1 protein-coding gene and 1 pseudogene are annotated in these 730 nt (G+C 71.4%); both read right to left on the bottom strand.

Annotation, left to right across the window (positions count from 1 at the left end; all coding sequences use genetic code 11):
- Positions 1 to 2: 2 nt before the first annotated feature.
- Positions 3 to 410, bottom strand: coding sequence for a hypothetical protein (locus CQZ88_RS26220; protein ID WP_230304501.1), 408 nt, complete (start codon positions 408 to 410; stop codon positions 3 to 5).
- 75 nt (positions 411 to 485) lie between these two features.
- Positions 486 to 730 (bottom strand): annotated as a pseudogene (locus CQZ88_RS26215) (hypothetical protein); the annotation flags it as partial.

Here is a 730-nt window from a genome sequence, read left to right as displayed (position 1 = left end):
GCCTATCGGCTCGCTCGCTTGGTGGCGTCGGCCCACGACTCCACCGCCGCGTACCCGTCGCCCACACCCTGGGTGAATGCGACCAGCGCCCCGTACATCCGGGAGCCCTCCACGGCCAGTTCCGTCTTCGCCACCCAGTCCGCGGCGCGGGCCATGACGTGGGCCGAGATGTCGGCACCGTCCTGGGTGCCGCGCGAGGCGTGCAGGAACGACTCGTCGGCGATCTGAAAGGTCTGCACCACGGCGCGCCAGTAGTACTCCGCATCCATCGCCGCGCGGACCTCGTAGTAGTCCGTGGCGTTCTGCCGCGCCACCGACTCCTGCAGCGTCGCCGCCGCCTCGGAGATGCTGCGCAGCGGAACGTACACAGGGTCCTCGGACGCCCCCCGCGTGGTTCGTCTACCCGTCACCGGCACGATGCTTTCAGACAATGGCACCCCCTCGATGGTCCACAAGATCATCGCACGCGCAAGTGCCGGCACGGGTCAGCAGGTGAGCGCACCGCCCGGGGACGCCGGCGCGTGCCGCCGCGGATCGAACGGCTCGAACCAGGCATCGACGGTCGCGAACAGGGCGCGCTGAGGAATCCGGAAATCGCCGAGCCGCTCCTGTTCGGGCAGCGGCCCGTCGGCGCCGAGGTCGACGCCGCCCACCACCGCGGCGAGGGTGCGGGCGGACCACAACCGGCGCGGTGCGGCGCGGAACCACTGTCCGTTCGGCACGTCGCCGG

The organism is Rhodococcus sp. ENV425, from assembly GCF_002887785.1.
GTDB classification, from domain to species: domain Bacteria; phylum Actinomycetota; class Actinomycetes; order Mycobacteriales; family Mycobacteriaceae; genus Rhodococcus; species Rhodococcus aetherivorans.
The sequence above is the reverse complement of the archived record's forward strand: the minus strand, read 5'-3'. Positions and strand labels throughout refer to the sequence as shown.